This is a genomic window from Nonomuraea sp. C10, assembly GCF_008017515.1.
Lineage (GTDB): Bacteria > Actinomycetota > Actinomycetes > Streptosporangiales > Streptosporangiaceae > Nonomuraea > Nonomuraea ferruginea.
This window is the reverse complement of the sequence record NZ_VPFF01000001.1, coordinates 1,674,566-1,700,022: the sequence shown is the minus strand read 5'-3', so window position 1 is coordinate 1,700,022 and position 25,457 is coordinate 1,674,566. Positions and strand designations below refer to the sequence as shown.

The 25,457-nt window shown below is 69.3% G+C and carries 20 protein-coding genes and 1 other RNA gene; 10 read left to right on the top strand and 11 right to left on the bottom strand.

All coding sequences use genetic code 11. The features are described from left to right. Positions 1-148 precede the first annotated feature (148 nt). A complete protein-coding gene (locus FR742_RS07685) occupies positions 149-1,684 on the bottom strand; it encodes a PH domain-containing protein (RefSeq protein WP_261808403.1) in 1,536 nt (511 codons plus the stop codon). Between the two features lie 383 nt (positions 1,685-2,067). Then, positions 2,068-2,589: a PH domain-containing protein gene (locus FR742_RS07680; RefSeq protein WP_261808402.1), complete on the bottom strand. Its 522-nt coding sequence runs from the start codon at positions 2,587-2,589 to the stop codon at positions 2,068-2,070. Positions 2,590-2,684: 95 nt separating this feature from the next. Here FR742_RS07680 and FR742_RS07675 point away from each other — a divergent pair, with 95 nt between their 5' ends. The 5 genes from FR742_RS07675 to FR742_RS07655 all read left to right on the top strand — a co-directional run bounded on the left by FR742_RS07675 (position 2,685) and on the right by FR742_RS07655 (position 9,715). Then, complete coding sequence (locus FR742_RS07675; protein WP_148030292.1) at positions 2,685-3,659, top strand: ATP-binding cassette domain-containing protein; 975 nt, start codon at positions 2,685-2,687, stop codon at positions 3,657-3,659. Beyond that, the gene (locus FR742_RS07670) at positions 3,656-4,456 is read left to right on the top strand and encodes an ABC transporter permease (protein ID WP_148030291.1); all 801 of its coding nucleotides are present in this window, start codon (positions 3,656-3,658) and stop codon (positions 4,454-4,456) included. Before FR742_RS07675 ends, FR742_RS07670 begins: the two co-directional genes overlap by 4 nt. A 781-nt stretch (positions 4,457-5,237) precedes the next feature. Further along, positions 5,238-5,750, top strand: a complete 513-nt coding sequence (locus tag FR742_RS07665; RefSeq protein ID WP_261808401.1) for a YbhB/YbcL family Raf kinase inhibitor-like protein — start codon at positions 5,238-5,240, stop codon at positions 5,748-5,750. Between the two features lie 303 nt (positions 5,751-6,053). Beyond that, positions 6,054-7,418 (top strand): hypothetical protein, encoded by a 1,365-nt coding sequence (locus FR742_RS07660; protein ID WP_148030290.1) that lies wholly within the window; start codon positions 6,054-6,056, stop codon positions 7,416-7,418. Between the two features lie 131 nt (positions 7,419-7,549). Further along, entirely contained in the window at positions 7,550-9,715 is a 2,166-nt protein-coding gene (locus tag FR742_RS07655; protein ID WP_261808400.1) for a SulP family inorganic anion transporter, read from the top strand. A 172-nt stretch (positions 9,716-9,887) separates the two neighbouring features. Here the strand turns inward: FR742_RS07655 and FR742_RS07650 are convergent, their stop codons facing one another. From FR742_RS07650 to FR742_RS07640, 3 genes are all read right to left on the bottom strand, one after another. Next, a complete protein-coding gene (locus FR742_RS07650) occupies positions 9,888-10,562 on the bottom strand; it encodes a hypothetical protein (protein ID WP_148030288.1) in 675 nt (224 codons plus the stop codon). Positions 10,563-10,640: 78 nt separating this feature from the next. Beyond that, the gene (locus FR742_RS07645) at positions 10,641-11,540 is read right to left on the bottom strand and encodes a bile acid:sodium symporter family protein (protein WP_148030287.1); all 900 of its coding nucleotides are present in this window, start codon (positions 11,538-11,540) and stop codon (positions 10,641-10,643) included. 103 nt (positions 11,541-11,643) lie between these two features. Then, entirely contained in the window at positions 11,644-12,696 is a 1,053-nt protein-coding gene (locus tag FR742_RS07640; RefSeq protein WP_148030286.1) for a TetR/AcrR family transcriptional regulator C-terminal domain-containing protein, read from the bottom strand. Positions 12,697-12,842: 146 nt separating this feature from the next. On the opposite strand from FR742_RS07640, the gene FR742_RS07635 reads away from it, so the two are divergent. Next, positions 12,843-13,940, top strand: coding sequence for an FAD-dependent monooxygenase (locus tag FR742_RS07635; protein WP_148030285.1), 1,098 nt, complete (start codon positions 12,843-12,845; stop codon positions 13,938-13,940). A 186-nt stretch (positions 13,941-14,126) separates the two neighbouring features. Here the strand turns inward: FR742_RS07635 and FR742_RS07630 are convergent, their stop codons facing one another. Both FR742_RS07630 and FR742_RS44400 read right to left on the bottom strand, forming a co-directional pair. Then, positions 14,127-14,801, bottom strand: coding sequence for a hypothetical protein (locus FR742_RS07630; RefSeq protein ID WP_222708873.1), 675 nt, complete (start codon positions 14,799-14,801; stop codon positions 14,127-14,129). A 303-nt stretch (positions 14,802-15,104) separates the two neighbouring features. Next, positions 15,105-15,557, bottom strand: a complete 453-nt coding sequence (locus tag FR742_RS44400) for an ATP-binding protein (protein WP_261808399.1) — start codon at positions 15,555-15,557, stop codon at positions 15,105-15,107. A 214-nt stretch (positions 15,558-15,771) separates the two neighbouring features. Here FR742_RS44400 and FR742_RS46365 point away from each other — a divergent pair, with 214 nt between their 5' ends. The 4 genes from FR742_RS46365 (at position 15,772) to FR742_RS07605 (ending at position 21,632) form a co-directional block, all read left to right on the top strand. Further along, complete coding sequence (locus tag FR742_RS46365; protein WP_315970599.1) at positions 15,772-17,556, top strand: YdcF family protein; 1,785 nt, start codon at positions 15,772-15,774, stop codon at positions 17,554-17,556. Between the two features lie 185 nt (positions 17,557-17,741). After that, entirely contained in the window at positions 17,742-18,845 is a 1,104-nt protein-coding gene (locus FR742_RS07615) for a tetratricopeptide repeat protein (RefSeq protein WP_148030283.1), read from the top strand. Positions 18,846-19,669: 824 nt separating this feature from the next. Next, positions 19,670-20,092, top strand: a complete 423-nt coding sequence (locus tag FR742_RS07610) for a hypothetical protein (RefSeq protein ID WP_148030282.1) — start codon at positions 19,670-19,672, stop codon at positions 20,090-20,092. 1 nt (position 20,093) lies between these two features. After that, on the top strand, positions 20,094-21,632 hold the full coding sequence (locus FR742_RS07605; RefSeq protein WP_148030281.1) for a hypothetical protein: 1,539 nt from the start codon (positions 20,094-20,096) through the stop codon (positions 21,630-21,632). A 383-nt stretch (positions 21,633-22,015) separates the two neighbouring features. Here FR742_RS07605 and rnpB read toward each other — a convergent pair. From rnpB to FR742_RS07585, 4 genes are all read right to left on the bottom strand, one after another. After that, an RNA gene (gene rnpB / locus FR742_RS07600) (RNase P RNA component class A) lies at positions 22,016-22,417 on the bottom strand. Between the two features lie 172 nt (positions 22,418-22,589). Continuing rightward, entirely contained in the window at positions 22,590-23,846 is a 1,257-nt protein-coding gene (locus tag FR742_RS07595; protein WP_148030280.1) for a bifunctional RNase H/acid phosphatase, read from the bottom strand. Positions 23,847-23,874: 28 nt separating this feature from the next. Continuing rightward, complete coding sequence (locus tag FR742_RS07590) at positions 23,875-24,615, bottom strand: zinc ribbon domain-containing protein (RefSeq protein ID WP_148030279.1); 741 nt, start codon at positions 24,613-24,615, stop codon at positions 23,875-23,877. A gap of 2 nt (positions 24,616-24,617) precedes the next feature. Continuing rightward, the gene (locus tag FR742_RS07585; protein WP_261808398.1) at positions 24,618-25,427 is read right to left on the bottom strand and encodes a Nif3-like dinuclear metal center hexameric protein; all 810 of its coding nucleotides are present in this window, start codon (positions 25,425-25,427) and stop codon (positions 24,618-24,620) included. Between the last annotated feature and the right edge of the window lie 30 nt (positions 25,428-25,457).

Here is a 25,457-nt window from a genome sequence, read left to right as displayed (position 1 = left end):
GATGCACGTGAGCGCACCCGCCTGAACTCGCAGGGCCCGCCAGGTCTGTACTGCCCCAGCCCACAGGGCCCGCGAGAGTCCGTGCGCGCCGCGACCTCAGCACGGCCTCTGAAGGGCTGCCCGTGCCCTGTCACACCCGGGGCAGGGGTCAGCCGGTGGACGGAGGATCGGAGGGGGTGTGCGGGCCGGATGGAGGGTTGAGGAACGGGGCCAGCCACTCGGGTGTCACCTCGGCGGGGAAATCCCTGCCCTGGGCTTCGGAGACGTCGATGGCCGAGTATCCGCCCTTGCCGGCGCCGGCCCCCACCGTCAGGGTGAGGACGCCCGCCCGCCGCTGGAACCACGTCTGGTGAAGCCGCCAGCCCACCACGGCGCGGCGTTCCACCACGGCCGTCGACCGTCTGAGCGAGCCCGAGCGGACCGCCACGCGGTCGCCGTCGTAGCCGTGACCGAGGGAGCGGTAGCGGTCGAGGCCGAGAGGAACCCCCAGGGCCGCCATGACGAGGGAGACCACGAGCAGCACCCACCACACGGTCAGCCCCGTCAGCAGGAGCAGCAGGCCGGCCAGCGCCGCCGGGACGAGCCACGGGAAGACGGCCCTGAACAGGCGGCGGTTGCGGGCGACCGGCGGGTGGGGCCGCAGCTCGGCCTGGTAGGGGCCGATGGCGTCGCCGGTGACCGCCGTGGCGTCCGCGCGGGGGACCACCGGCAGGAGCTGCCCGCGGGTCTCGGAGTCGCCGAGCCCGGTCACGATGGCCCAGGCGCGGACGACACCGGCCCAGCGTTCGGCGAGGCCGTCGACGATCTCGTAGCCGCGCACCCGCCGGGACTCCAGCGACACGCTGCGCCGGTTGATCAGCCCGCGTTCGGCCACCAGGTAGCCGTCGCGCCGCTTGAGCCGGAAGTCCCAGTTGAAGACCGCGTACATGACGCCGCCCGCGATCGGCATCGCCACGATCAGCAGCACCATGGCCGCCACCAGCAGCGAGGGGCGCTGCCACAGCCATTCTCCGACGCTCCATGCGGCGTTGCGGCCGAAGCCGAGGTCGTCGCCCCACTGGAAGGCCAGGCCGACGGCGCCGCCCGCGAGCGCGAACGGGGTCAGCAGGTACGCGCCCGACAGCGGCCCGTACAGCAGCCACCTGCGCGGGACGGCGAAGATGACCCGCTCCGACGGCACCCCCTCCGCGTGCCTCTCCTCCTCGGGTCTGGCGGTGGGGGTGGCCTCTGTGCGGGCGCGGCGCAGCAGGAGGGGTTTGAGCCGTTCGGCCTCTCCGACGGTGACGCCGTCGAGGGTGGCCTCGCCGTCGCCCCCGCTCGCGCCGGTGTCGATCTTCAGGACCGCCAGGCCGAGGAGGCGGTGCATGGGCGGGGTGGACACGTCGACGCCGCGCACCCGTTCCAGCGGGATGGTGCGGATCGAGCGGCTGATGAGCGAGCGCTTGATCTCCACCCGGTCGCCGGCGATCTCGTACGTGAACGTCGCCCATCGGATGAGGGCGAACACCACGGTCCCGACCAGGCCGAACGCCGCCCAGAGGTAGGACCTGGGCGAGAACCCGCCCACCACCAGCACACCGACCAGGGGCACCAGCAGCGAGGGCAGCATCCGTACGGGATCGATCAGCAGCACCTTGGGGCTCAACCGCAGTGGCACCGAGAACGGCCCCGGCGGTCCTCCCACATACGCCCCTCCAGCAGACGCATACGGCCCACCAGGAGACGCATACGGCCCCTCAGGGGATCCACCCCCGTATGGCGCCCCACCCGCACCGGACCCGGCCTCCCCATGCGGACCCACCTCAGAGAGGCTGCCCTCACGAGGCGGGGTGTCATCGCGAGGTGGAATGCCCTCCCGAGGCGCGGCGCCCTCTCGGGATGCGTCCTCGCCGGGTGCGGTGTCCTCGCGGGGTGCGGTGTCCTCGCGGGGTGCGGTGTCCTCGCGGGGTGCATGGTTCCTATGAGGCGTCTGCTCTGTGGGGTCGGCGCCCGGGGCCGGGGTGTCCTCGCCGGGAGTCCTCTCGGGCGGTGGGTCGGCGGGCGGCTGCGGGTGGCCGGTGGGGCCGGTCATGTCGCGTCGTCCCTGAGCTGCTCGGCGCGGTGCGCCAGCGCCTCCGCGAGCTCCGCCGCCACCCGGAAGTCCAGCCCCTTGATCGTCGACGACCCGGCGTGGGAGGCGGTGCGGATCTCCAGCGTCGCCAGCCCCAGCATCCGTTCCATCCATCCCTGCCCCTTGTCCACGGTCTGGATGCGGCTCACCGGCACGAACACCCATTCCCTGGACAGGAACCCCTGCCGGGCGTAGACGACGTCACCGGAGAGCTCCCACCGGTGCACCGCGTACCGCACGAACGGCTCGGCCAGCAGGAACGGCGTGGTCAGGACCGCCACCGTGACCGGCAGCAGCCACGGCCGCGCGGCGAACCACTGCGGCACCCACGGCCAGCCGCTGCCGCCGACCCAGCCGGCGACCAGCACCGACCCGCCGACCAGCAGCACGAACCCGATCAGCGCCTCCAGCAGCCAGAGCCCGCGGGCCCGGGGCGAGACGCGGTTGGCGGGGTCGCGCAAAGGACCTGATGACGTCACAAGGCCAGCTTAGGGCTCGTGGCATATCGCTGATCTGTCACCGGTGTCCGGAACCGGATCCGAAGAATGTCGGTGGGCTCAGGCAGAGTGTCCCCATGACGGGGAACCACTACGCGATCGAGGCCGAAGGCCTGGTCAAACGTTACGGGGAGACCAGGGCGCTCGACGGCGTCGACCTGACCGTGCCGCCCGGCAGGCTGCTGGGCGTGCTGGGCCCCAACGGCGCGGGCAAGACCACCGCCGTGCGCGTCCTGGCGACGCTGCTGACGCCCGACGCCGGCCGGGCGTCGGTGCTCGGGTTCGACGTGACGAGTCAGGCCCACCAGGTGCGCTCGCTGATCGGGCTGACGGGCCAGTACGCGGCGGTCGACGAGATGCTGACCGGCGTCGAGAACCTCGTGATGATCGGCCGGCTGCTGGGCCTGTCCAGGCGTGAGGCGCGGGGGCGGGCCACGGCCCTGCTGGAGCGGTTCGACCTGTCCGACGCGGGCGGGCGGGCCGCGAAGACCTACTCGGGAGGCATGCGCCGCCGGCTCGACCTGGCGGCGAGCCTGGTGGGCAGCCCTCAGGTGCTGTTCCTGGACGAGCCGACGACCGGCCTCGACCCGCGTAGCCGCACCGAGCTGTGGGGCGTCGTGCGAGGGCTCATGGCCGACGGCGTGACCGTCCTGCTGACCACCCAGTATCTGGAGGAGGCCGACCAGCTCGCCGACGACATCGTGGTGTTCGACCACGGCAAGGTGATCGCCTCGGGCACGTCCGACGAGCTCAAGGCCACCACGGGCGCGCAGGTGCTGGAGGTGCGGCCGATGGCCGGACACCAGGTGCCGGTGGTGTCGGAGGTGGTCGAGGAGATCGTGGGCGAGGTTCCGGAGGTGTCGGGCGGGCGGCTGACCGTGGCCGTGCGCGACCCCGCCGTGGTGCCGGCCGTGGTCCGCCGCCTCGACGACCTGGGGATCGTCGCCTCGGAGCTGACGCTGCGCAAGTCCAGCCTCGACGAGGTGTTCCTGGCGCTGACCGGGCACCGCGCGGAGGAGCCGGCCAAGGACGACGAGGAGGCCTACGCGTGACCGCGACCACGTTGCCGGCGCCGCCCAGGCGGGTGAGCCCCGGCGCCACCGTGAGCCAGACCCTGACGCTGGCCTGGCGCAGCCTGGTGCAGATCAAGCACAACCCGTGGGAGCTGCTCGATCTCAGCATCCAGCCGATCATGTTCCTGCTGCTGTTCACGTACGTGTTCGGCGGCGCGATCTCCGGATCGACCGGTGACTACCTGCAGTTCGCGCTGCCCGGGCTGCTGGTGCAGAACGCCCTGTTCTACACGCTGTCCACGGCCATCGGCCTCAACACCGACATCGCCAAGGGCGTCTTCGACCGGCTGCGCAGCCTGCCGATCGCGCGGTCGGCGCCGCTCGCGGGGCGGATCATCGCCGACACGTTCAAGCAGGTGTGGGCGTTCGCGTTGCTCATCGGCTTCGGCATGGTGCTGGGGTTCCGGGTGACGACCGGGGTGACCGGCCTGCTGGGGGCGCTGGCGCTGCTCGTGGTGGTGGCGCTGGCCATGTCGTGGATGTCGGTGCTGATCGGGCTGACGGCGTCCAATCCGGAGAAGGTGCAGATGTTCTCCTTCTCGGTGATGATGCCGCTGACGTTCACCAGCAGCGCGCTGGTCAACCCCGACACGTTCCCCTCCTGGCTGGCGGCGTGGGCGGGGGTCAACCCGGTGACACATCTCTCCGACGCGATCCGGGGCCTGCTGATCGGCGGCGAGGTGGCCCGGCCGGCGCTGATCTCTTTGCTGTGGGCGGCCGGGTTCATGGTGGTGTTCGCGCCGCTGGCGATCAGGGTGTTCCGGCGGCGGGCGTGAATGATCTCATTCACGCCCGACGATCCGAGGCTGACCATCCGGTTCTCCGGCGGCAGGCTAGGCGTTGGCATGAACCTTCCCCTAACCGACGAAGCCGGGCATTCAGACTGCCGTTCGGGCATCCGCTCGGGAGGCACTGACCGCCCGGTTCTGAAGAAGGGACGACCTTCCGAGCCATCCTCTCGGACGCCCGGCGTCCCACCGGAAACCATCCTCAAGGCGGGTAGCTCCCAAGCGCCCCCGGAGGCGACGCGGCGCGCGTCCGTCACGCCGCTCGACCCGTGGTCGGATCGAGCAGTATCGAATCAGCCGGCCGGATCGCGTACGGATCGGTCAGTGGTTGTCGGGTGGTGATCGGCGAGGGCTTCGGGGGCGGTTTTTTCGGAGGGTGGTTCGCGGGCGCGGCGGCGGTGCCCGCGGCGTTTTCCGCGCCGCGGACGGCATCCGGTCGTCCCAGAAACAGGCGATCAGCCGGTCCGGCGGCGCGGGGTGGCCCGCGTCGAGAAGCGGCAGGCCAGACACGGCGCGGAGGCGGTGGTAGGTGATCTTGGCAGGCGGGACGTCTCGCCCCCGCTTCCCCTGATCGAGGACGGCGGAGCTCGCGACCGCGCCCGCCGCCACCCCTCTGCGGCTCCGGCCGGTAGCGGATTTGCCGGGCTTTACCGGCCACCGACCCTTCCGAAACGGTCGGCGCATGCCCGAGACGCGCGTAGCATCGTGCGGCATGGGGCTGTGTAACAGGACGAGGCGAGTGCGACGTGCCGCCGTCATGGTGACGGCGGTGGCGTCTGTGCTCACCGTGTCCGGTTGCGGCACCATCATCGGCACGTCCGAGGCGCAGGAGATCGCGCGGATCAACGTCTCGAGCCCCGATCTGCGCGAGGGCAGGCCGCTGCCGCGGCAGTTCTCGTGCCAGGGCAGCCAGGGCAGCCCGCCGCTGCGCTGGTCGAGCCGGCCTCTTGAGGAGGCCGAGACCGTCGCGATCGTCGTCGACTCCAACTCCGCCGAGTCGTCAGGTGTCTACTGGGTGCTCTACAACATCCCGGCCACCACGACCGAGCTGGGGCCCAACGCCGCCGAGAGCCCGCCGGAGGGGTCCGGTCAGGCCAAGGTCACCAGCGGCAAGGCGGGCTACGAGCCCCCATGCGTGGGCAAGGGCACCTACCGTTTCAGCGTCTACACGTTGAGCGGGAAGGTCGACGTGGAGGAGGGCGCGTCCCTTTCCACGGTCCTGAAGAGGATCGCGGATCGCACCATCGCCCGTGGCCGGCTCACGGCGGTGAACATCGAGTGAGACGGACGACACGGAGCGTAGTTCTGGTTACCAATTCTTCACTTAGGGTGTGACAACGCTCGTCGTGGTCCGACAGAATCAGATCCAATTGTTAGGTGCTGGTGATCAAAGGGGGCAGGTCGCGTCGATGGCCGCGCGATCTCACCGGTGCCGAAGGCAGGCCATGGCTTTGAGGGTGGTGCAATGACTGCGGTCGTAGTGAGCTTGGTCGCTGTTGTGCTCCTCGTGCTTGTCGTCGTGGCACTGGGCATGCGTTCGATGAATCGCAGGGAGAGCTCGCTTCCTCCTGAACGTCTGAAGGAGATGGCCGAGAAGGAGGAGCGGACGGTCACCCGCTCCACTGATCAGTTCGCGGCCGCCGAGCCGAAGATGACCAAGTTCAGCCCCGACTTCAGCCCCATCGACGAACCGAAGCCCAAGCCGGTCCGCACCGGCCAGCGGGGCAAGCGGGGCGTCGACGAATGGGGCAACCCTCGCTCGGACGACGACGACGAGGAGTTCTGGGCCAACATCCGCAGCGACGCCGAGGAGGGCGGGTTCGGCGCCGGCGGCACGGTCGCGGCCCGCAAGGCGGCGTCCAGGCCGGCCGAGCGCGAGAGTGAGCCGGCTGCCAGGGACCGTTCCACCGAGTCCCAGCGCCCCGCCCAGCGTCCCGCTCCCCGTCGCACCAGGCCCACGCCGGTCGACGCCGCCGCCGTCGACCCCAACGCGGCCACCGTCCAGGCTCCGCTGCCCCAGCGGCCGGCGAAGGCGCCGAGCCCCGCCGCCGCCGGTCTGGCCGACCTGGTGGAGCCGGTGCAGCGTCCCGCACCGTCCGCCTCCGACCTGGCCGACCAGCGCACGGTCACGTTCACGGCGCAGACGTCGGACGTGATGAGCATCCTCGGCGCGGGCGCCCAGCCGGTGCCGTCACCGCGCCCCGACGCCCGGCAGACCGGCGGCTCCCGCGCGGCCCAGGGCCGCGGCCAGAGCCGTGCCCAGAGCCGCGCCCAGAGCGCCCCCCAGCAGTCCACCGGCGGATACGCCGCCGCGCCCGGCGCGGGCAGCGGCTCCTTCCCCGCGGTCGACCCCGCCTCCAGCGGCTCCTTCCCGGCCGTGCCCGCCTCGCCGATCAACGCCGCGCCGACCAGCGACCCGTTCCCCGCCTACAACGGGGGCGCCCCCGCCACCGGTCCGGGCGGCTCCTGGCCCGCGCAGCCCGCCGCCACCGCGTCCGGAGGCTGGCCCGCCACCCCGTCGCCCGACATCCTCGACGACCCGGCGCCCGGCGCCACGAGCGGCTCCTGGCCCGCTTTCCAGGAGCCGCAGCAGCCGTACCGCTCCTCCTACGAGGTGCGCGCGGGCTGGGCGGTGGCCGACGACTCCGACGCCCTGTCCGGGCCCTCCCCCGCGAGCGCCGCCCCGGCCGCGCCCGCCAGGCCCGTCCCGGCCTACGACGACGTGCTCGCCGCGCCGACGTCCACGCCGATGCCCGCCCCGTCGCCGCAGTCGTTCGCGTACGAGACCGGCGACTTCGCCAACCCGGCCACCTCCCAGGCGGCCTGGCCCGCACCTCCGGCGAACGCCGGTTACGGCGCGGACACGTACGGCGCGGGCGAGACCGGTCGCGACGGCGGCGGTCACCGGCGCACCACGCCCGAGCAGGAGTTCCCCGACTACTACCGCTGATCGGCGTCGCGGGAGCGAGACAGGAATCCGTAAAACCCCTAGCGGGCCACTCAAATGAGGGTCGGCCCCGCTAGGGTTTGCGCATGGTCCACCTTACGCAGAGTAGCCTGCTGAGCACACTCCGCCATGATGTGCCCGCTTCGATCGTGGTCTTCCTCGTCGCGGTGCCCCTCTCGCTGGGCGTCGCGATGGCCTCGGGCGCCCCGCTCGCCTCGGGGCTGATCGCCGCCGTGGTGGGCGGCGTGGTCGCGGGCGCGCTGGGCGGCTCCGCCGTCCAGGTGAGCGGCCCGGCGGCCGGCCTGTCGCTGGTGGTGGCCGACCTGGTGCAGACCTACGGCTGGCGGGCCACCTGCATGATCACCTTGCTGGCGGGGGCGGTGCAGCTCCTGCTGGGGGTGTTCCGGGCGGCCAGGGCGGCGCTGGCGGTCTCCCCCGCGGTCGTGCACGGCATGCTGGCCGGGGTGGGCGTGGTGATCGCGCTGTCGCAGCTGCACGTGGTGCTCGGCGGCAGCCCGCAGCGTTCGGCGCTGGCCAACATCATCGAGCTGCCGGGCCAGCTCGTCGAGCCGCACGGCCACAAGATCGCGGTCGGGATGCTGACGATCGGGGTGCTCGCGCTCTGGATGCGGCTGCCCAAGCAGGTCAAGGTCGTGCCGGCGCCGCTGGCGGCGTTGCTGGTCGCGGCGGTCACGGCCTGGGCGTTCGGCTGGGACGTCACCCGCATCGACCTGTCCGGCGCGTTCACCGAGTGGACGTTCCCGGTGCTGCCGCAGGGCGACTGGCACATGGTCGTGGCGGCGGTGCTGCTGGTGGCGCTGCTGGCCGGGGTGGAGTCGCTGCTGTGCTCGGTGGCGGTCGACAGCATGCACACCGGACCGCGCGCCGACCTCGACCAGGAGCTGACCGGGCAGGGCGTGGCCAACATGGTGTCCGGGGCGCTGGGCGGGCTGCCGCTGGCGGGCGTGATCGTGCGGAGCACCACGAACGCGCGGGCGGGCGCCCGCAGCCGGGTCTCGACGATTCTGCACGGGGTGTGGGTGCTGGTGTTCGCGATCGGGTTCGGGTGGTCGATCCAGCTGATCCCGATCGAGGCGCTGGCGGCGCTGCTGGTGTTCATCGGCGTGCAGATGGTCAACCTGGGCCACATCCGCAAGGTCCACGGCCATGGCGAGGTGCCGGTCTACATCGTGACCATGGCGGCGGTGATCCTGCTCGGGCTGGCCGAGGGCGTGCTGTTCGGGCTGGCGCTGGCGGCGCTGCTGGCGCTGCGCAGGCTCACGGGGGTGACGGTGCGGACGCGGCAGCTGCCCGACGGCCGCTACCACGCGACGATCTCCGGCTCGCTCACGTTCCTCGGCGTGCCGAGGCTGACGCAGGAGCTGCGCGCCATCCCCGCCGGGGCGCCGGTGGACCTGGACCTCAACATCGACTTCATGGACAACGCCGCCTTCGAGGCGATCCACGCGTGGCGGCTGGACCACGAACGGCTCGGCGGCACGGTCGACATCGACGAGCTGCACGACGAGTGGTATGCGATGGCGGCCAGCGGGGTGCGCATGTATCCGGCGAAGACCCTGTCGAGCGGCCCCGACCGGTCGTGGCTGCCGTGGGCGCACCGCCGCTCCCGCGCCTCGCAGCGGGTGGAGCCGCCGCACGGCACGCCCGGTCAGGCCGACTGCCGGCTCACCGAGGGCGCGCGGGAGTTCCACCGGCGCACGGCTCCGCTGGTGCGGCCCATCTTCACCGAACTGGCGCGCAAGCAGCAGCCGACACACCTGTTCATCACGTGCGCGGACTCGCGGATCGTGCCGAGCCTGATCACCGCGAGCGGCCCCGGAGACCTGTTCACCGTGCGCAACATCGGCAACCTGGTGCCGCGCCGCGGGACCGAGCCGCACGACGACTCGATGGGGGCGGCGATCGAGTACGCGACGCAGGTGCTGGGCGTGCACACGATCACGGTGTGCGGCCACTCGGGCTGCGGGGCGATGGCCGGGCTGCTGAGCGGCGGGGTGAAGGCGGGCAGCATGCCGTCGCTGCGGCGCTGGCTGCGTCACGGCAACCACAGCCTGGCGAGGTTCATCGAGACCGCGGGCGACCGGCTCGACGCCGACGCGCTCGACCTGCTCTGCAAGGTCAACGTGCAGCAGCAGCTGGACAACCTGCGCACCTACCGGAAGGTCGACGACCAGGTCCGCGCGGGCCGGCTGAAGCTGGTGGGGCTCTACTTCGACATCGGCTCGGCGCGGGTGCACATGCTGCCGCCGATGTCGTCCTCGCTCTCCGTGAAGGCGTGAGCCCTTGATGCCCGTTCTGCGTACTCCTGCACAGACTCGACCGGCCGCCCGGGGTTAGCGTGCGGGGTACGCGAGGTGGCTCTTCGCGGAGGTCCTGACTCCCAGGGGCCGGGAGGGCGGAGGCGGCGGCGAGACCACCGCCTCCGCCCTTCACCGCGTAAGCCCCCGGGTCTCAGGCGTCGGCCCGCACGGCCGCCGGATAGTACGCGGCCCACGCCGCGTCCCCCATGCGGAGGATCTTCAGCCCTGTCCAGCCGAGGCCGATGACGGGCAGGGTCCAGAAGACCGCCGTCAGCGGTCCGTACGGCACCGGGAAGGACAGCACGTACCCGCCGGCGACCAGCGCGGGAACCCACCAACCGACGAACCCTGCCCGCCACACCGCCGCGGTAAGAAGGGGCAGCCCGAGGGTCCCGAAGAGCAACCATGGCAGCTGGAAGCCCCAGATGATGCCGGGCAGGCCGAGCATCTCCTCCATGATCCGCTGTGACTCCTCCGGCGGGTACCGCTGTCCCAGCCACCACTCGACGGGGTCACTCATCAGCAGGGCCGAGGCCGAGATGTAGCCGACGACCGTGAAGGCACCGGTCACGTGGCCGAAGGCGGTGGCCTTGCGCCGGGTGAGATGGACGAGCCCGAGGGCGGCCAAGGCCATGAGGATCCAGCTCCAGTGGTAGAGCACCGACTGGAGCTGGGCGAGCGCCGGGTTGTCGCCGAAGCTGACGGCTTCCCTGTCGTCGCCCCAGGTGCCGGGGTCGACGACGACGGCGACGGCCTGGAGCAGCGGGGCCAGGATGAGCAGGATGCCCGCCGCGGTGCGGCGGAAGGTCACGGGGTTGCCTAACATTCCGCCCAAGCTAGGGTGGGGACGCGCCGGTGGTCGTCCTCCTGACGGCTGACCGGCGGTCGCCTTCCCGGCGGACGCTCAGGCTTCCGCCGGCAGGCGCTCCTCGGGTTCGGCGAGGCCGGCTCGGCGGCGTACGAGATAGCCGAAGACCAGCGTGGTGCCGAACATCAGCACCCCGTAGACGGCGGGCGGCACCGCCATCGTCGAGTTGGCCAGCAGCGAGGGGCTCAGCGCGATCGTGATGGCCAGCGTGCTGTTGTGGATGCCGATCTCCATCCCGGACGCGATCGCCTGACGCCGCTCCACCTTGAACAGGCGGGGCAGCCAGTAGCCCACGGTCAGGCTGATCACGCTGAACAGCAGCGCCACCAGCCCGACGGCGGCGATGTAACCGCCCAGCCGCTCCCGCTCCTGCACGATCGCCCCGACGATGACCGCCGCCAGCACCAGCGCCGACAGGATCCTGACCGGCTTGTCCATCCGGTCGGCGAACCGCACGCTGAGCCGCCGTACGAGCATGCCGATCACGACCGGCACCAGGACGATCGCGAAGACCTGCACCACCTTGTCCGTCTGCAGCCCGATGTCCTGGCCGTCGCCGAGGAAGTGGTTCAGCGACAGGTTGACGACCACGGGGAGCGTGAAGGCGGCCAGGACAGAGTTGACGGCGGTGAGGGTGATGTTGAGCGCCACGTCGCCGCCGAACAGGTGGCTGTAGAGGTTGGCCGTCGTCCCGCCGGGTGAGGCGGCGAGCAGCATCATCCCGACGGCGAGCAGCGGGTCCAGGCCGAACAGCACGACCAGGCCGAAGCAGGCGGCGGGCAGCACGAGCACCTGGGCGACCAGGGCCACGATCACGGCCTTGGGCCGGGTCGCCACGCGGGCGAAGTCGCCGAGGGTGAGGGACAGCCCGAGCCCGAACATGATCAGTGCGAGCGCGGCGGGGAGCATGACTGTGGTGAGAACGGACTGCTGCATGGGGGGACCACCGTTCCTCGGGCCTGAGCAACCGCTGCCCCTGTCTAACAGCCCGGCGTCGGGCCGATCAAGACATCGATCCCATTCGTGACCTTCTGTGTTGTCAGGGCTCCTCCACGAGCACCGTCAGGCCGTCGAGGAGGGTGCGCAGGCCCAGCTCGAACAGCCGGTCGAGGTCGAGGTCGTAGCCGTCGCGGCCGAACGCGGCCATGAGCCGCGAGAAGGCCGGATAGGCGCCGGTCGCGGCGATCGACCCGAGGGCGGGCCCCTGGCTCTCCATCCACTGCTCCTCCGACAGGCCGGTGGCGGCCTCGGCCAGGACCTCGCGTTCGAGGTGGACGGCCAGGCCCTGGACGTGGCTGTAGATCACCACCTGGAGGTCCATCCTGGTCGTCTCGTCCAGGCCGAGGCTCTCCAGCGCGGCGAGCAGCTGCTCGCCGTGGGCCAGCAGGTTGGACAGCGGCAGCGGCCGGAAGAGCGAGTTGAGCTGGGCGAGCCACGGATGGCGGCGATGCACCGCCCACAGGGTGCGCGCCGCGCGCTCGACCTGGGCCCGCCACCCGGCTCGCGGCTCGCCCGGATAGCCCAGCTCGCCGAACGCGGCGTCAGCCATGAGGAGGACCAGCTCCTCCTTGCCCGCGACGTAGCGGTAGATGGTCATGGTCGCCACGCCGAGCCGTGCGGCGACGCCGCGCATGGACAGCGCGTCCAGCCCTTCGGCGTCGGCCAGCTCGATCGAGGCGCGCACGACGCGGTCCCGGCTCAGCTCGCCGTCGGGCTGCCCGGACGGCCGCGGCCCGCGCCGCTGCGACCGCTCCCCGGCCTCGCGCGCCCGCGCCGGGGCACGCGCAGAGGCGGGGGTGTGATCACCCGCCTCTGCGGGATCGGGGGGCTGAGCAGGGTCAGGCGGCTCGGCGGGTTCGCGCGGCTCGGCGGGGGCGGCGACCACCGTGCCGGCGCGGGGTCTGGAGTGCACGAGCCCTTCGTCGCGCAGGCGGTTGAGGACCTTGGTGGCCGTGGCGAGCGCCACCCCGTGCTCCCTGGCGATCTGGCGGGTGGACGGCACCCGGTCCCCCGGCCTGAGCCGGCCGTCGGCGATGCTCCGGCGGATCTCCGCGGCGATGCGCAGATAGGGCGGCCCGGTGGGATCGGTCACGACGTGCTCCTTCGTCCATCTGTACTAGCACAGAAACTAGCACAGCCCTCGCTGTCCTAGTACATAAACGCAGTTCAGAGCGTTGCACTCGCAATTAGTACGCTGTACATTCAGGTCCGCGAAGACCGCAACACAAGGAGCGAGACATGACCACCGTCCTCATCTCCGGCGCGAGCGTCGCCGGCCCCGCCCTCGCCTACTGGCTGCGCCGCCACGGCATCACCCCCACCGTCGTCGAGCGGGCGCCCGCGCCGCGCGCCGGCGGTCAGGCCATCGACATCCGCGGCGTGGCCCTCGACGTGGTCGACCGGATGGGCCTGCTGGCCCCGCTGCGCGAGGTACGCACCCGGATGCGTGGCATGTCCATGCTGGACGGCGACGGCAACGAGATCATGCGGTCCACCGAGCACGCCATCAGCAGCGGCCGACTCGACAACGACGACATCGAACTGCTGCGCGAGGACCTGACCAATCTCCTGCACGACCGGACCAGGCAGGACGTCGAGTACGTCTTCGACGACTCGATCATCGCGCTGGAGCAGGACGAGCACGGCGTGCGCGCGACGTTCGAGAAGGGCGGGCCGCGGACCTTCGACCTGGTCGTGGGCGCCGACGGGCTGCACTCCACGGTGCGGCGGCTGGCGTTCGGCCCCGAGGAGGAGTTCGTCCACCACCTCGGCACCTACCTGTCGATCTTCACCGCCGACAACTTCCTCGGCCTGGACGACTGGCAGGTCTGGATACGCGAGGGCCGCGCCGGCGGCGGCGTCTACCCCGTGCGCGACAACACCGAACTGCGAGTCAACCTGGGCTTCGAGTCCGATCCCGTACCGTACGACCACCGCGACCTCGACGCCCAGCGCCGGCTCGTCGCCGAGCGGTGCGGCGGGCTGCGCTGGGAGGTGCCCAAGCTGCTCGCGGCCATGGAGACGGCGCCGGACTTCTACTTCGACGCCATGGCACAGGTGCGGATGGACTCCTGGTCGCGCGGCCGGGTGACGCTCCTCGGCGACGCCGGCTACTGCGCCTCGCCGCTGTCGGGCCAGGGCACCGGCCTCGCCCTCGTCGGCGCGTACGTGCTCGCCGCCGAACTCGCCGCCGCCGACCACGCGACGGCGCTTATCCGGTACGAGACGCGCATGCGTCCCTTCGTCGAGCTCAACCAGGCGCTCGCGACCGAGAACCCGGGCGGGCCGGCCTCGGAGGAGTCACTCGACCGCGCCAAGAACGCGATCGCCCTGTAGATGTCATCCGCGCTCAGCTATCAGTCCTCTCGATGGACCGGCTGCTGTCCCGGTTCGTCGAGATCCCACTCCTGCCGAACCTTCGCAGCGCGAACTCGGCACGGCAGCCGCCATAACCCGTTGCCCCTCAGCGAAGTGACACACCTCCCCTAACCGGCACTGATCGCCAGCCCCAGTCTGCGTTCCTCACGCTCTGAAGGGATATCCGATCTCAACCCGGTCTTCTTCAAGACCAGCGAGATCGACCTCTGGACTCAGCGCGGACACGACACTCCGCGTCAACGGCCGGAGCGCATAGACCCATCGCACCGCCTCAAGGTCCACCGCGACCTCGTAATGCTCCTGCGCGAACTGCTGATACGCCTCCGGTCTGCCATCGAGCAGAACGTCGAACAGCAACTCAGCGCTGCCGTCGTCATTCATCCCCGTGGGCAGGCTCTGAATTGCGCCGCTCTTCCACTCCACGTCGCCACGCTCGCGCCAGAAGCAAACTGTCGCCATGGGCGTCCCTACCTCGTCGCTGAACGCAGGCTCCGTGATCAGGCTACGAAACACCTCCGGCACCGTTTCGAACAGGCCGGGCCAGGGTGCTGGAGGATCAGTGCGATACGGACTCATCGGGGACTCATGGTCGAAGCCTCGCGCGAACGCACCTGCCGACGAGAAGATGATCGAATACTCGTTCCCGCAGCCGTCACGCATCGAGGCCATCTCCTCGCTGGGCGACCACCGACAATTGAACGAGTAGAACCGAGACTCCCACTCTGGGCTCATGATCGCATCCAGCATGGCCAGGGCACGGGAGCGATCTCGCACCATCGCGATGCCGGGCAGTTCACGGACAACTTCATGGACGGACACAGGGCCATCCAAGCCGATCTCACCGACAACCCACACCGCCTACATCACTCGCTGCCGCACCCAAGGCAGCCGCCATCGTCCAAGCCGTCTCGTGGATCACGCCATCGGTGGAACGGCCGACAAAGGCGGGCCCAGCCGCGACGCAGAACTCGTAGCAGGGCCCGCAACGGCTACACGTGTGGCGGCGCACCCTAACCCACTCGCACCGGGCGGCAGGGCTCACCCATTCGAGCCGCTCATGATCCTCCCCGGCAGGGGCCACATGGAGGCCGTGATACTCCTTCAACGGATCCTGCGCCCCGTCTACCGGCGATCCGCCTGAGGCAGCGCGAACCAGGTCGCCTTTCCCTCCACCTCAGGGCACGTGGCGAACGTCTGTGGGATGCAGCCGTAGAGACCGGCCGACAGCTCCGCCACGATCAACAACCCCCGGCCGTTCTCGGCCTGAGCATCCGTACCTCGGAGTATCGGGAGAACGGCCCCGGCGTCGACCACCGTGCAGACCACTTCGGCCGGATCGACCCGTACCACCAGCTCGTACGGCGCGGCACCGTACAGCACCGCGTTGGTGACCAGCTCGCTGACCATCAGAACCGCGTCGTCCACGAGATCCCGCCCCAAACCGACCAGCAGGAGCGCACGCCGGAGGAGGTTGCGGGCATCACCCACCGCTCGCGCATCGTCACGGAGCCGCCAGACCAGGCTCTGCCCGAGAGAACTCGAGTGTTCCGCAACCCCAGGCGCCGCTGATCTCATCGGGTCCCGCAGACGCTTGGGCCGTCCACATCGTGTCGTTCTGTCAGTGTCCGCAAGGTAGCCGTCCTTACCGTGGTCCGTAGCTGATGGCACGCTCCTTGAGCATCGCCAGTCCCGGCCCCGCTGGATACGACCCGCTGTCGCACTTCCGTTGCACTTCCGTAGGCCCTCGGTAACTCTGCGTGCTTTCATGACCGTGGAAGGGAGCAGTGACGTGACGACCGTGCATGAGTGGACCGGACGCGAAGCGCATGCACTCCGTCTCGCCTTGCGGATGAGCGTGCGGGCGTTCGCCCAGCACCTGGGCGTGGCTCCCCGTACCGTGGCGAAGTGGGACCAGTTCGGCCCCGCCACTCGGCCACGCCCCGACACCCAGGCCATCCTGGACACCGCGCTCGCTCGCGGGGACTCGGCGACCCAGCTGCGGTTCGAGACCCTGCTCATGGAGCTCGGCCAGGACTTGGACCGAGGGCTGCGAGTCGCACGCGTGGGGCCACGGGTCTCGGACTACGAGACATGGACCGACGACCTCGACCGGGCCGTGATCGCCCTCGGCCGCCAGAGTTTCAGCTACGCCGCCGAGCTGCTGAACCGATGGCTCACCCGCTACAACCCACATGTGCTGGACGACAAAGGCCTGTACCTGTTCGCACGATCCACGACACTGCACGGCGACCTCCAACGCGACCAAGGCGCAGTCACCGGCCCTCTGTCCGCCCGCCGCTCCTACCTCAACGCTCGCTCGATCTACAGCCAGATCGACATCCCGCGCCGCGTCGCCCAACTCGACCTTTCGCTGGCGGTGGTCGCCGAGATGTCAGGTCTGTTGGACGACGCAGCCATGGATTATGAGGCGCTGGCGGTGGATGACCGGCTCTCACCACGCGACCGGACGCGAGCGAGGCTGTGGGTCGGGACCGCTCTGAGCAAGAACGACAAGAACGACTACGCCGTCCGCCTGATGACGACTGCTATCCGCGAGTTCGAGAGCCTGGGCGAGCCCGAGGACTGGTCCGTCGCGCACCAGAAACTCGCCCTGGCCCACCGTGGCGCCGGGAACCTCTCGGAGGCGCTACGCCTGATCGACCTCGCCCGCGCCACCGCCGTCACCGATGTGCCCATGCAGCGCGTACGGCTGGAGACGGCTTACGGACACATTCTGCTGTCCGACCCGGTCACCCTTCACGATGGGCTGATGATCCTCGACCGTGCCGCACGCGAAGCCGCGCAGCATAGGCTCGCACACCAGTCGCGCAGCATCGAGGGCATCCGGCGGACCATCGAGGGGGAAATCCGTCTCCCTCTGCCACGGCGATCAGGGAGCAGGCGAGTGAGCGTCAAGCAGCAGGTCGTCACCGACGAACAGTGGCAGCACGCCCGTACCATCTGGGACTACCACCAGATGCACCACGACCTACGCCGCTGTGACGTTGCCATCGGTCTGGGCAGCCACGATCTGGGAGTCGCGAGAGCAGCGGTCGAGCTGTACCGCGCCGGCTGGTTCCCGCTGCTCGTCTTCTCCGGGGCCACCAGCCCCACCACTGCGGCCCGCTTCCCCCGTGGCGAGGCCGTCCACTACCGCGAGCATGCGCTGGGCCTCGGGGTGCCTGACGAGGCTATCCTGCTGGAGCCGAGCGCGACCAACACTGGTCAGAACATCGGCATGTCCCGTCAGGTGCTGGCCGATGCGGGTATCGAGCCTGATTCGGTGCTCCTGATCTCCAAGCCGTACATGGAGCGCCGGGCGTATGCCACAGCACGGAAGGTGTGGCCCAAGGTCGAGGTGGTGTGCGCCTCCGAGCCGCTCGAACTGGACGACTACGTCGGCTCGATCGGTGATCCGAAGCTGGTTGTCGACATGCTCGTCGGCGACCTCCAGCGCGTGATCGAGTACCCCGAACTCGGCTACGCCATCGAGCAGCCCGTCCCGGCAGAGGTCCATGATGCCTACCAGGCTCTTCTCCGCGCCGGGTTCGACAGCAGGCTTCTCACGCCCTGACCTGCCATACGGCGAGGTGTGCGCCATCCCCAGCCCAACCTCCTCCCCGGCTCGCGACCTCGCCGACTGCTAGATCGTCCTGGACGGCGTGCCCCTGGCTACCAGTCCGGGCCGCCGAAGCCACTTGGACAAGCATCGTGCACGGTCAAGCCTGATGATCGCTGACCATCAGAAGCGCGTCGTCCATGAGATCACGCCGCAGATTCCTCTACTGTCGCGCGCTGTCGATCGGCGAACCGGCCTTGTTCCCTGAAGGGCCGCCTGGCATCAATGGAGAAGAGACCGACACCGAGGACGGTGATCCTACGAACCGCCGAGACGCCCTCAGATTCGCCGCCCTCCTGCCTGCTCTCGCCAGCCTGCCGGAGGACACCGAGCCCGGCGAGTTCACCCGCCACAGCGAGGAAACCGACGTGGGAGCGACAACGCTTGACCAAGTACGGCAGGCCATCGCCACGTACGGCACCGACTACGCGACGCAACCCGCCTCGGAACTGTGGGAGCCAGCGCGGCAGGACCGTCGTCACGTCGCCGCCCTGCTCCAGCGCCGTACCACGCTGCGCCAGCGCCGTGATCTCTACGTGGACGCCGCCTGGCTCTCGACCATCCTCGCCTGGTTCGCCCACGACGGTGGCAAGCAACGAACCGCCCTCGCCTACGCCCATGACGCCTGGCGACACGCCGACGAGGCAGAGCACGCCGAAACGGCAGCGTGGGCCAAGGACGTGGAGGCGACCATCCTGCTGTACGGCAATCGCCCGGCCGAGGCCCTTCGCGCGGCGCGAACCGGCGCAGCCCGCGCGCCCGCCGGTGGTCCGGCCGCCGCGCGCCTGGTTTCTCAGGCGATGCGGATCAGCGCCAGGCCCGGCAGAGGCCTTGGAACACTGGGCTCAGCGCCAGATCACCTGCCTGCTCACCAGGCCGGGCTGTTCTCCGCCGACGTCGCCCGCTTCCATTCTTTCGCCGCCACCTCGTACCTGTGGCTGGGTGATCCGCGGTCGGCCGAGACGCACGCGAAGGAAGCACTCGACCTCTACGCCTCCGCCCCCGGCATCTCCCCCACCCGGCGGGCAATCAGCCTGCTCGACCTTGCCATCGCCAAAGCACAGCTCCGCGACCTCGACGGCGCCCTCTCCTTGGGCGCTTCCGCCTTGCAGCTCTCGCGCCCGGCTTCTGCCATCGCTGATCGGAGCAAGGATCTGGGCACAGTCCTTGGCGAGAAGTTCCCGCAATCCGTCCAGGTCAAGGACTGGCAGGCGGCATCCGGGTTCAACGGTCTCCGACATTGAGCAGTGGCCTCAGACCCGCGCCGTTCTCAGCATGTGTCTATCGAGCTGTTCAGAAAGGCAACCAAGGCACGGACGTGAACGTGAGGGGTTGATCGAACGGCTACGGTCAACGGCGCGGCGAAGCGGGTTTGAGCGGGGGTCTGGGGGGCCGTGCCCCCCCAGGAAACACAGCCTGAGCTCTTGGGCGCGGAGCGCCTGGTGGGCGAAGACGATGCTTTGCGCATCCGGCGTGACCCTGGGGTGCTCCTTGATCTCGACTCTGAGCTGCGAACTGGCTTTCAGCGGCTGCCTGCGGCTTCTTGCGTCGTCTGGGTCGTGGTGGAACAGAGACGGACCGACGCTTGCTTCAAAGGTCTCTCGTCGACAGCCCCGGAGTCCATCGTGCAGATAGGCGCGAACTTTCGGGTGCGGGCGGCGGTAGAAGCCGCTGGGGCTGCCTCTTCGTCCCGAACTCGGGGCGTAACGGTCGTTGGGGGTCGATGCAGTGCTCAAGCGAGCAATATGGATCATGAACGGGTGCTGTGGCACGGTGAGATTGCTGCACTTCCTTGATGCATGATGCTTGCCATCGAGTCACACAGGTCAGAGGAGGGCGACTCGAACCCCTTGTTCACTATCAGCGATTGATGGCGAGTTGGTTTCAGATTCACCTTGGGTACATGGGCGAGAGTCCCCCTGGATGCCCACTTTCGGTCCCGAAGGTTGTGGCAGTACTCGCGCAGCTGGTCGTTCACCCGGTGTCGGCGCCACCTTGAGGCTGGCATCCCCCTGATTGCGAGGTATCCGGCGCGATACACCTTTGAAAACCCTGTACGTAGACGGAGGTGCAACACTCCCTCTATCTGGAACGATGCACAGGCAAGACGCAGTCATCCTCATCCACAGACAGCTCAGGTGGCATCACCGAGTCGAGCGGGGGCATCATCGTGCAAGTCAACAATTTCGGATCAGTGACCAATCAGACCAACATCGACCGCAGCATCTCCCTCCCTCAAGCTGACATTCAAGCCGGGATCGAACAACTCAAGCAATTGATCGCAGCCGGATCCATCCCACAGACCGTGGGGACGGAGATCGTCGCTGATGTCGAAGACAGCCTAAACGAGGCAGGCGGGCGACCTACCAGCCGTCTCAAATTCTCGTTGCTGAGACTTAGAGACATGCTCGCAGCCGGAGGGGCGTCCGCCGATGACGTGGCCAAGGTCGCTGGCGCGATCGCCGCAGTATCGGGGATCATCGGCGGATGAAATGACGGATCTCGCTAACGACAAGGATACTGCCGGCCCTGAACCGAGCGAGATGCAAGTAAATAATCACGCCACGGTCAACCATCAGCAGAACATCGAAAACTTCTATTCGGAAAGCCGCAAACCACAAGAATATCTTGATGCGGCTCGCCGAGCGCTGGCGGAGCACCAGTGGATACAGGCCTGCCAACACTATATGGATTACCATAAGCGCGAACCGGCCTCTCCGCCCAAGGAGATGGCCGAGACGCGAACAGAGCATGCCTTTGCCAGATTGCAGGGGAGACGTCCTCGCGCCCATCTAGATCAGACTCAAAATGAGATTCATATGCTGCTGGCCAAAGCTTGCGAACTCGATCCAGACTCAGCAGCAGCTGCCGTTCTCATGGCCATCTACAACGAAGATCTCGATCACGCCTTTCTTCGCGAGGGAGGCTTCTCTGACGAGGCTCAAAGGGCGAGCACGGACCTGGACCTAGAGTGGGCACGACGCATCGTAACGACAATCAAGGTTCACGAATCACCAACGTGGCAGGCTCTCGACCAACGGGTGACCCCCGGCGGCACCATACCGATTCGCGTCCTGTCGCTCAGCGATGACGAAAGACTCGAGCGCGAGCATCGCATGCGTACCCTGTTCACACCGGTACCAGCAGTACCGGTGCGGGAACTACGCCTGAGTCCCCTCTATGGGCTTCTTCCCTTGACTGGCGGTGGCGTCATTCTCTGGGTCGCCATCACGCTTTTGACAGAGTACGGCAATCCTTTGTGGTCACTACTGTCACCGGCTCCTTACATTGGCGTCACTGGCGTCGCTACAGTTTCCCTAGGCGGATGGTTGACCTTCAAAGCCGTGTTTGCCAACTGGTGGCACAACCGTCTGTTCCATCGCGCCATGCATGACTATCGGGAAAAGTTGCGTACGTATGAGGAGAACCTTCCTTCGGATGCACAGATCAGCCGATGGTTGAAGCATGACGTCAATGTCATCGTCGATCGTGCACTCACGCGTCTAGGTATCGTAATGGAGGAGCTGCACAACACCGGACGGATTACTGACCCGCTTGTGATCGTAGGTCCCGCTGATCCTCCGAAAACCAAGCTGGTACGGCACCACCGGGTCGGTGACGGCTACATCGCATCCCGATATACCGTCTTCGTTGTATGCATGGCCGATCAAAAACTAGGCGCATACCGCACGGTGTTGGATTCCATTACGGGTAAACGAGAACCCGAAGAACAGACTAGCGAATATCGATATAGGGATATCGTTTCGGTGAACGTGAACACCGTTCGGCTAGATCTTCCGCCTGACGCGAAGAAAACCGATGATGCCGAACCAACTTACGCTTTCGTAGATGCACGGGAGAAAGATACCGTGGCCGAGCGATTCACTCTCATCGTACCAGGAGACCGTTTCACTGTGACGACCAAGGTCAGCACAGATGATGGGAAAGGATCCCGCGTCGACTTCTCTCGAGCGGATCGCGCACTAGCCGCCATTCGGCGCCGCATCGCAGCTAGTACTGGGCCGATCTAACCCGTTACGCCAAGGCGACAAACGAAAGGTGTTCATTCTCGATTCTTGGAATATAGACTGCCGGAGGATCGCCGTTTCGCCGCTCGCTAGCCAAGTGCGTCAGCGACTTCAGCAGGGGGACGTACCTTTTTCACATCGACGAGCTGGGAAGCTGAAGCCCGGGCGGAAGGCACGAAATAGGCGGCGACGTCGATCCCAAACGGTTGCTTGTTACGGACGTACACGCTCTTGCCCGGTGCGCCCTGGACAAAGCCTTGGGGCGCGTACGGCGTCGAACAGCGCCTTCGCGGAGCTGGCTTCCCTCGACAATGCCCCCGATGTGCCCTCCGAGGGCTTTGACGCTGCCGACTGAGGGTTCCGCCGCAGGTCAGAGGAAGGTCTGAGGGACGAGCCGGCCTGTAGGCCGGGTTCTGTCCTTCGCCGAGGCGAAGGGGCGACCATCCATCTAGGGCCGTCGTTGCCGGCGGCCTCGAGCGGTCTACCCGTGCGCCTCGGGCGGGCAGCCCTCAAGCGGCGCACGCGGGACGGTCCCCGAGGGGAACATCCCTTCTTGACCTTGCTCCGGGTGGGGTTTACCGAGCCGCCCACGTCACCGTGGGCGCTGGTGGTCTCTTACACCACCCTTTCACCCTTACCTCCCGGAAATCCGGAAGGCGGTTTGCTTTCTGTGGCACTTTCCCGCGGGTCGCCCCGGGTCGGCGTTACCGACCACCCTGCCCTGTGGAGCCCGGACCTTCCTCGGCGGGCCTCGTGAAGAGGCCCGACGCGGTCGCCCGGCCGGCTCGTCCGGTGTCGAGGTTAGCGCATGCAAGCGGTCCGCAACCAAATGACAAGATCCGCACGATGAGATGACGGGGTGTCATCGCCTGAGGGGGGCGGTGGCGCCAGGGGTCGTGCCGGGTGTTCTGGCGGCGCCCGGCACGACCGGCTCCTGGACTTGTACGAGAGCGCGAACCGTCAGCGGAGGTGGGCGGTGTCGTTGAAGGACTTCACCACCGGGTTGCCGTCGGCGTAGTGCTCGATGAGCGACAAGCAGGCCAGGTCCAGGTGCATGCGGTAGAGGGCGGCCGGGGGCGCGTCCAGGGCCAGGCGCAGTAGGGTCTTGATGGGCGTCACGTGGGAGACCAGCAGGACGGTGCGGCCCTCGTACCTGTCGATGAGGCGGCGCTGGGCGCGGGTGACGCGGTCGGCGACGGCGGTGAAGCTCTCGCCTTCCGGCGGGGCGACGTCGGGGTCGGCGAGCCAGGCGGCCAGCTCGGCGGGCCATCGGCGCTGGATCTCGGTGAACGTGTGGCCTTCCCACGCGCCGAAGTCCGTCTCCCTGAGGTCCTCGTCGGTCTCCACCTCCAGGCCGGCGCGGTCGGCGACGGTCTCGGCCGTCTGTCTGGCGCGGGTGAGCGGGGAGGTGACGACGGCGTCGAGCTTGTACGGGTCGCGCGTGAGCCTGGCGGCGGCCGCGGCGGCCTGGGCGAGGCCGTTGGCGGTGAGCTCGGGGTCGCCGAGGCCGGAGAAGCGGCGTTCGACGGAGAGCGGGGTCTCGCCGTGGCGCAGGAGGACGAGCGAGGTGGCGACCCGGGTGGGCGGGGCCCAGCCGGTGCCCTTGGCGGTGCGCTGCTGGGCGGTGGCGACGGAGGCGGTGGGGCCGGACAGGTCGAGGAGGTCGGTCTGCTCCACGAGGCGGGGGGCTCGGGTGGAGGGCCGGGGCGTGGTGCCCGGCGCCGGCGTGCCTCCGGACGGCGGGCCCGTGTCCGAAGCGGACGCGCCCCCGGACGGCGTCCCGCCGGACTTCCAGGAGAGGCCCTGGGCGGCCGCGTCCATCGCTTCGTTGGCCAGGCGGTCGGCGTGCTCGTTGCGGGCGCGCGGGATCCAGGTCCACTCCGTCACCCGCAGCCGCCTGGCCAGCTTGCCCGCTTCGAGGGCGAGCGGGCGCAGGCCCTCGTGCTTGACCTTCCAGCGGCCCGCCATCTGCTCGACGACGAGCTTGGAGTCCATCCGCACGGCCACCCGCGCGCCCTCGCCGCCGACGTCGAGCGCCAGGCGGAGGCCGGCGATGAGGCCGCGGTACTCGGCGACGTTGTTGGTGGCGACGCCGATGGCCTCGGCCGACTCGGCGAGGGCCCGGCCGTCGGCCGCGTCGCGGAGGACGGCGCCGTAGCCGGCCGGGCCGGGGTTGCCGCGGGAGCCACCGTCGGCCTCGACGATGTAGGCGGTCACTCTTTCCTCTCAGCGCGGGGGGACGGGGTCACAGGCCCGACTCCGCCGTGCGGACGAGGATGCGGCGGCACTCGTCGCAGCGCACCACCTCGTCGGCGGCGGCGGCCTTGATCTGGTTCATCTCGGCGATGGACAGCGCCACCTTGCAGCCCTGGCAGCGGCCGCCCTGCAGCATGGCGGCGCCGACCCCGTACTGCTCGCGCAGCTTGTCGTACAGCTTGAGCAGGTCGGCGGGGATGTCGCCGACGACGGCGGCGCGGCGGGACCGGACCTCGCCCGTCTCCTTGTCGATCTCGGCGAGGGCGGCGTCGCGGCGGGACTCGGCGTCGGCCAGGGTCGCCCTGGCCTCGTCGCGCCGGGTCTTGAGGTCGGCGGCGCGGGCGTCGGCGGCCTCGCGGCGCTCCATGATCTCCAGAACCACCTCTTCGAGGTCGCTCTGCCGCTTGTTCAGGGAGACGATCTCGGACTGGAGGCCGGCCAGGTCGCGCGCGGAGGACACGGCGCCGGAGTCGAGACGCTGCTGGTCGCGTTCGATGCGGGTGCGGACGGTGTCGACGTCGCTCTCGGCCTTGGTCTGCTCCCGCGCCAGGTCACCGGCCTCGGTCTCGGCCTCGATGACCTCGGTGGCGTGCTTGGCGTAGCGTTTGGACTGGTCGTCGATCTCCGCCAGCTCGGGCAGGCTGCGGCGGCGGTGGGCCAGCCGGTCGAGCGCGGAGTCGAGCTCGGCGAGGTCGAGGAGCCTCTTCTGGACCTCGGGGGCTGCTTTCATGATCAATATCCTCTTGTCCAAGCATCGGTGACCGTGGCGGAGACACGTGTCTCAACGTTAACGCCCCTGGCGGTGAGGATGGACGCGGCGGTGTCGAGCCAGGGCCATTCGGTGGCCCAGTGGGCGGCGTCGATCAGCGCGGGCCCGCCCGCCTCGACGAACTCGCTGGCCGGGTGGTGGCGCAGGTCGGCGGTGAGGAACACGTCGACGCCCGCCGCGCGCGCGGTGGCCAGGAGCGAGTCGCCGGCGCCGCCGCTGACCGCGACGCGTGAGACGCGGCGGGACAGCGAGCCGGCGACGCGGATGCCCCAGGCGGTGGCGGGCAGCCCGGCTGCGGCCTGGGCGGCGAACTCGCCCAGCGTCAGCTCCTCCGGCAGGTCGCCGACGCGGCCCAGGCCGCGCCACGGGTCGTCGGCGAACGGCTGCAGCGGCACCAGGTCGCCGGTCAGCCCGACGGCCCGGGCCAGGGCGTCGGAAACGCCCGGGTTGGCCACGTCGGCGTTGGTGTGGGCGGTGAACAGGGCGATGTCGTTCTTGATGAGCCGGTGGACGAGCCTGCCCTTGGGCGTGGTGGCGGCGACGGTGGTCGTGCCGCGCAGGTAGAGGGGGTGGTGGGTGACGATCAGGTCGGCGCCCCACTCAACGGCCTCGTCGGCGACGGCGGCGACCGGGTCGACCGCGAACAGCACCTTCTCCACACTCTGGGCCGGGTCGCCGCAGACCAGGCCCACGGCGTCCCAGGATTCGGCCCGGCCGGGCGGGTAAGCCGCCTCCAGCACGTCGATCACGTCGGTCAGGTTCCATGCAGCCACCAGGGCAGACTATCGGCCAGCGCGATCTCC